The 5,179-nt window shown below is 66.6% G+C and carries 8 protein-coding genes; all 8 read right to left on the bottom strand.

What is annotated here, in order from left to right; all coding sequences use genetic code 11:
* On the bottom strand, positions 1-1,166 hold a 1,166-nt coding region (locus ACT6S0_RS26325), incomplete at its 3' end, for a phage tail sheath subtilisin-like domain-containing protein (protein ID WP_444766690.1).
* Between the two features lie 5 nt (positions 1,167-1,171).
* Positions 1,172-1,360, bottom strand: a complete 189-nt coding sequence (locus tag ACT6S0_RS26320) for a DUF2635 domain-containing protein (protein WP_444766689.1) — start codon at positions 1,358-1,360, stop codon at positions 1,172-1,174.
* Between the two features lie 13 nt (positions 1,361-1,373).
* Positions 1,374-1,952, bottom strand: a complete 579-nt coding sequence (locus ACT6S0_RS26315) for a phage protein Gp37 (protein ID WP_444766688.1) — start codon at positions 1,950-1,952, stop codon at positions 1,374-1,376.
* Entirely contained in the window at positions 1,949-2,401 is a 453-nt protein-coding gene (locus ACT6S0_RS26310; protein ID WP_444766687.1) for a gp436 family protein, read from the bottom strand. Before ACT6S0_RS26310 ends, ACT6S0_RS26315 begins: the two co-directional genes overlap by 4 nt.
* A gap of 12 nt (positions 2,402-2,413) precedes the next feature.
* Positions 2,414-2,602 (bottom strand): hypothetical protein, encoded by a 189-nt coding sequence (locus ACT6S0_RS26305; protein WP_444766686.1) that lies wholly within the window; start codon positions 2,600-2,602, stop codon positions 2,414-2,416.
* A 12-nt stretch (positions 2,603-2,614) separates the two neighbouring features.
* Positions 2,615-3,577: a hypothetical protein gene (locus tag ACT6S0_RS26300; RefSeq protein WP_444766685.1), complete on the bottom strand. Its 963-nt coding sequence runs from the start codon at positions 3,575-3,577 to the stop codon at positions 2,615-2,617.
* Positions 3,578-3,603: 26 nt separating this feature from the next.
* A complete protein-coding gene (locus ACT6S0_RS26295) occupies positions 3,604-3,981 on the bottom strand; it encodes a DUF2190 domain-containing protein (protein ID WP_444766684.1) in 378 nt (125 codons plus the stop codon).
* 5 nt (positions 3,982-3,986) lie between these two features.
* Positions 3,987-5,179: hypothetical protein (locus ACT6S0_RS26290; protein WP_444766683.1), on the bottom strand; the 1,193-nt coding region annotated here is incomplete at its 5' end.

Raw genomic sequence — 5,179 nt, 5'->3', positions numbered from 1 at the left:
GCCTTGGCCACATAGTCCATCGTGCGAATGGTGGTCAGGTCCAGCCAACTGATGTCCGTCACGCCGGCTGGGTTCAGGATGTAGGTGGTGATGGCGCGGACGATCTGCACCACTTCGCCAGGACCGACCTCCAGAGGCGTCACGCCGTTGTTCAGCGCCGCCTCCTGCTCGGTACGCATCAGGCGATTGGCGGTCGGCGGCGGCGCCACGTTGGCGAGCTTGAGCGTGTTCAACGGCCGGGCGGGATCTTCTTCGCCCGCGATCACTGCCGCGTAGCCCGCTGCGACCTCTTCGGCCGGCGTGTAGGTGCCTGGCAGGCATGCCATCGTCATGCGCTCCGAATTGAGCAGCGGAGCCAGCGTGGTGGCAGTGGCCAGCGTGCTGGTCAGCGCGAGGACACCGATCGCGCGCCGTTGCTCCATCGGTCCACTGACGAAATTGAGGTGCGTGCGCAGCGGCAGCACCGAGGCCTGCAGTTGGAACGACGTCACCAGAATTTCATGGCCGCCCTGGGCAGCGGCGGCCAGCGGGGCCGTGATGTCGGCATCGTTCAAGCCGCCCGTGAAGGCGGTTGCAACGGCCGTCACGCCGGTCGCGCTCGCCGTGGCCGCGAGCTTCACGTTGTTGCCCACCAGACCCTTGTTGCGGTTCGTCAGCGTCACCACACCGGCAGCGGCTGCCGCCGTCACGGGCAGGTCGATCTTGGCGTTAATGGCGGCGGCGACTGCCGCCGCAATGATCGTCGCGGTATCTGCTGCCGCCACCGGCACCACCAGCTCGGTGGCCGCGATGTTGACGTACACCGATCCAGCAGCAGCGGCCGGCCCGGTGTAGGTGATCGTTGCTGCACCGGCCACGCCGGCGGCGTTGTCCGGCACGGCCAGCACGAACAGCTGCAGGTATGGGTTGGCGATGATCGCGCCCTTGACCATGCGATGCGCCTGGCTGCCGCGACCGAACAGGCCGGCAGCGGTCTCGGCGTCGAACACCTGGGTGATGGAGTTGGCCAGGCCGACCGTGGTGGTCGTGATCTGGGCCACGATCAGCACACGCTGCAGGTTGCTCGGCAGCGTGCGTACCGCCAGGCGGTTGTTGAACTCGAAGTACTTCCCCGGTTTGCGGATGCTCGACGGGATGCTGTCGAAGGCGATGTTGCGGCTGGCCATGATGTTCAGTCCTTGTTGGTGGCTGCAGGGGCCGTCGACTTGGCGGGCTTGCCCGCTTCGACCAGGTCGCCGTCCGCCATGCGGCGGATGTAGTACGCGGTCATTTCCAGATCCACCGGCGTGTCGTCGGTGATGTGCTTGCGCGCATCGTCTTCGCGCGGCACCTTCAGGCCAGGGGCGGCTTTCACGAGCATTTCAAGGACTCCTTCAGGGTCTCAGGGTGATCAGGTCGCTGGTGTCGACTTCCTCGTCGCCAGGCTTGATCAGGTAGTTCAGGCCGATGCGCAGCAGGTCATCGTCGGCGCTGGTGTCGTCCGGGATCTCTTCGACCCAGGTGGTGCTGAACGCCTGCGCGTAGATCGCCATCGCGTCGCGCTGCGCCATTCCCTTCATCACCGAGCGGATCGCGCCAGGCGTGAGCGGCTGAATGGCCAGCCCCAGCTTCTGGTTGGCCAGCGCGAGCTTGTTGTCTTCGATCAGCTGATACACGCCCACGTCTCGCGCCAGCACGGGGCCGCCCATGCGGCCATCGTTCTCCGCGAGGGAGCGCTGTGCACTCAGCACCTCGAAGTTGCCTGTGAGGCGGAAGCGCCGGCGGCTGATGCGGGTCGATTCGGTCACCTTGTCGAAGGTCACCCAGGCGGCCGGCACCGTGCGCACCCAGCCGAATAGCTCGTCGTCGAGCTGGGCGCCGTAGCTTTCGATCGTCAGGCCGGTGTAGGGCCGGCTGACGGCGCGCAGGCGCGCCAGCATGGCCTGCTCGATCTGCTGGATGGGACTGGTCACAGCACCCCCGGCAGGTCGCCGAACATGCGCTCGCCCGTGCGCACCGCCGTGGCGCCGCCCGTGGGCGCGGGGCCGCCGCTTCCGGCGAGCCGCAGATCGCCCAACAGGATGTCGCCCTTCGCAACGCCTTCCAGGAAGCGCACGGCGTCCTTGTAGCGGTTGCGGATCTCTTCGGTGGGCATGATCTCGGTGCCGGTTGCGTGATAGCGGGCTACGTCGACCACGACACGCACCAGCGCTTTCGGTGTGACGGCAGGTTGCCCGTCCGAGCCGACGAGGGGCAGCAGATAGCGACGCCCCACATGCCCGTTGACCTCGTCCTCGGCCTCGGCGAGCAGGCGCGCCAGCTCGACCAGGTCGGGCGACCCGGTCTTGGCACGATCGCTGATTGCGACGGCTTCCCGCTCGCCCAGGCGGGCGATCAGTTCTTGGGGCGTGGCGTAGGGCATGCGGGGTGCGCCTTACTCTGCAGCCTTGGCCGTCTTGGCGGGCTGCACGACCTGCGGGCCGATTTCGAGCGCCTGCGCTTCGGTGAGCTCGACCGTGTCGCCAGGCGCGTAGTCCTCGTTGTCGAGCGACAGGTTGCTGATCACGTCGAAGGTGGCGGTGGTGCCGGGGTCGGCAGCGGTCTTGCGATTGCGGGTTGCCATCGTCGTGCCTCCTTACGCCACGGCGTTCTGAAAGAAGCAGCCGACTTCCTGGAAGGGCACCAGCTCCTTGACGTGCTCGCCGACGCGCACCGTTTCACCGCCTTCGAGGCCGATGTTCGGATTGACGATCGTGCCCGAGACCATGTCGCCCCACTGTGCGGTGAAACCGAAGGTCGGCAGGCCGCCCTTGGTGTCGCGCACAGACTTGTCGATGCGCATGAACGCCGCATGCTTGCCCCACAGCCGCGCGTATGCGGCCGTCTGGCCCTTCTTGGCTGTGTTGGCGAAGGACTCGCCCACGTACAGCTCGTCCAGCTCCAGCAGGTCGGCGACCGCCTTGCGCTGGATCACACCAGCTGCAGCGGCGCCGCCCATGCCGCGATCAGCAGTGAGCACCGCGGCGACCACCTTCGGGTGCATGCGCAGCTTGGTCCACACAGCCCGGCCCACGGTACCGACGTTCGGGCGTACCAGCATGGAGTCGAACATGGTCAGGATCGCGCTCACGGGATCGCTGTTGGCGTAGTCGCTCCACTGGCTTTGTCCGGCGAGCGTCGTGCGGAGAGCGGCTGCGTACGTGTTGAGGTTGAAGTACAGGTCCGCAACTCGCTTCTCGCGGGCCATCTTCACCAGCAGCGCCGTGCGCTCGGCCGCAGCGTCGCGCGGGTCGTAGTTGGTGCCCTCGGCGTTCTTGATGTCCTTGTTCGGCACCAGATCGTCGAGGCCGTAGTCCTCGGTGGAGTCGGTCACGTCGACGCCGCCGAACTCGACGACGTTCGGCGCGCCGGTGCGGCCGACGCGGACATCGGGAATAGTGAAGACTTCGTCCGTCGAGAACTTCGTGTAGATGAATTTCTCGGACGGCACCGGGATACGCGGGCAGACGTCGTCGGCAATGAAGCCCGTGGGCTTGATGCCCATCGCGATCTGCGTGAGACGTGGCTGGACTGTGAACGGAGCGGTGTTGGTGCTCATTGGATTCCTTCAGTTGAAAAGCCGGGTCAGCCCTGCATCACGCACGGGGAGATGAAGACAGAGCCGATATCGCCCACGACGCCAGAGACCTCGGCAAAGCCGATGAGGCGCACGTTGGAGCCCGCAGCTGGTGCGGCCACGATGGCGCGGCCACTGGCATCGCTCGTGAGCGGATCGCCGGCGGCCACGGTGCCGCCGTACTCGACCTCCGCGATGCCCAGGCGCACGCCGTCGATACGATCGCCCGCCACGGCGGCGGCGATGCGGCCGGTGACGCCGACCAGCTTGTCGGTTGCGGCCGCACCGACCAGGATGCCGCCATCGGCCGCACCGAACTTGAAAAGGCGGTAGGCCGGGATTGCGCCCTCGGCGCTGTAGTTCTTGCTGAACAGTTCGTTGCGCATCGCGCTCACTCCTTGTCGGTGCCAGCCTGGACGGCGTCGATCGCCTGGCCCATGCTGATGTGCTGGCCTTTGGTGGCCAGGCGGTTGCGGTAGTCGGCCGCGCGGTCGGAGACCTGGCGGTTGGTCATCGCCTTGTCGGCGCCGCGGCTCTTGCCTGCGACCTCGCCGAAGCTCACGCTTTCTGGCAGGGTCTGCAGCTGCTCGCGCAGCACCTCGTGCAGGGGGCGCGCGGCCTCGCCGTCACCGAAGCTCACGCATGCGGAGTCAACCGGCGTGGCGAGGTGGTCGAGCGAGGCCACGAGCACTTCTTTGGCACCAGCAGGCCAACGGGCCTGGGTGATCAGCGTGTCGGCGAAGCTCACATGCTCCGCATGACGCTTGTCCGCCTCGCGAGTGCGCTCGGCGTTCTGCAGCGTCTGAATCTGCTTCTTCGCAGCGTCCAGCTCGGTCTGCAGCTGTTCGGGGGTCTTCGGTGTGGACATGTGCTCCTGTTGAGTAGCGGTTCGGGGATCGGCGAAGGAAGCGCTGCCGAAGGGGCGCGTGGAATCGGTTTGCTCTGCCGCGCGCTGGCTGACCCGGCGCAGGTCTTCGATCTCCCAGTCGGGCAGCAGCTGGTCGGCGACCTCGGTGCCTTCCTTGCTGATGAGCCAGTCGCGCAGCCCGCGAAACATCCGCGCGATGCCAGCGCCACTGAAGGCGGGGAGATCGCCATCGGCGAAGGAAACCGTCACCACGCCGTCGTCGGCATCGGCAAAGCTGATGACCTTGCCGTTCAGCCCCTTCAGCGCGGGCGTGGCTCCACCGAGGTAGCCCACGTGCCGCAGGTACCACTTCCCCGGCGTGGGGTTGTTGGGCGCAGTGGGGGTGAAGAAGCTGGCGCTGGGGTGCTTGAAACGCCCCTTGCGCCGCAGCTCGTTGAAATCAGGATCGACTTGGTCTTCGACACCGACCAACTTCCCATCGGCGAAGCTGAGCTTGTCGATGAAACCGAAGGAGGGGGAGTCCAGCTTGGGGTGCCCCACCACGATGGGCGCTTCGCACAGGTTCGGGTCGTAGGTCGCCACGACCTCACGCAGGACGTCTTCCGTAAAGTCGACCACCACGCCTTCGACGCTGGTGGCCTTGCCGACTTTCGAGATGTTGATGGTTGCCATGCCGACGACTTTGCCGGCCGGCAGCTCACCTGCGCAGAGTGACG

The sequence above is a fragment of the Roseateles sp. genome, assembly GCF_052436255.1.
Classification (GTDB): domain Bacteria; phylum Pseudomonadota; class Gammaproteobacteria; order Burkholderiales; family Burkholderiaceae_C; genus Pelomonas.
Note: the sequence above shows the minus strand (reverse complement) of the source record. Positions and strands in the feature narration are given on the sequence as shown.

What these genes read in the sequence shown, in the direction of transcription:
- ACT6S0_RS26310 (WP_444766687.1), bottom strand. Translation starts at nt 2,401, where the DNA reads ATGCCCTACGCCACGCCCCAAGAACTGATCGCCCGCCTGGGCGAGCGG.
- ACT6S0_RS26320 (WP_444766689.1), bottom strand. Translation starts at nt 1,360, where the DNA reads ATGCTCGTGAAAGCCGCCCCTGGCCTGAAGGTGCCGCGCGAAGACGAT.
- ACT6S0_RS26300 (WP_444766685.1), bottom strand. Translation starts at nt 3,577, where the DNA reads ATGAGCACCAACACCGCTCCGTTCACAGTCCAGCCACGTCTCACGCAG.
- ACT6S0_RS26295 (WP_444766684.1), bottom strand. Translation starts at nt 3,981, where the DNA reads ATGCGCAACGAACTGTTCAGCAAGAACTACAGCGCCGAGGGCGCAATC.
- ACT6S0_RS26305 (WP_444766686.1), bottom strand. Translation starts at nt 2,602, where the DNA reads ATGGCAACCCGCAATCGCAAGACCGCTGCCGACCCCGGCACCACCGCC.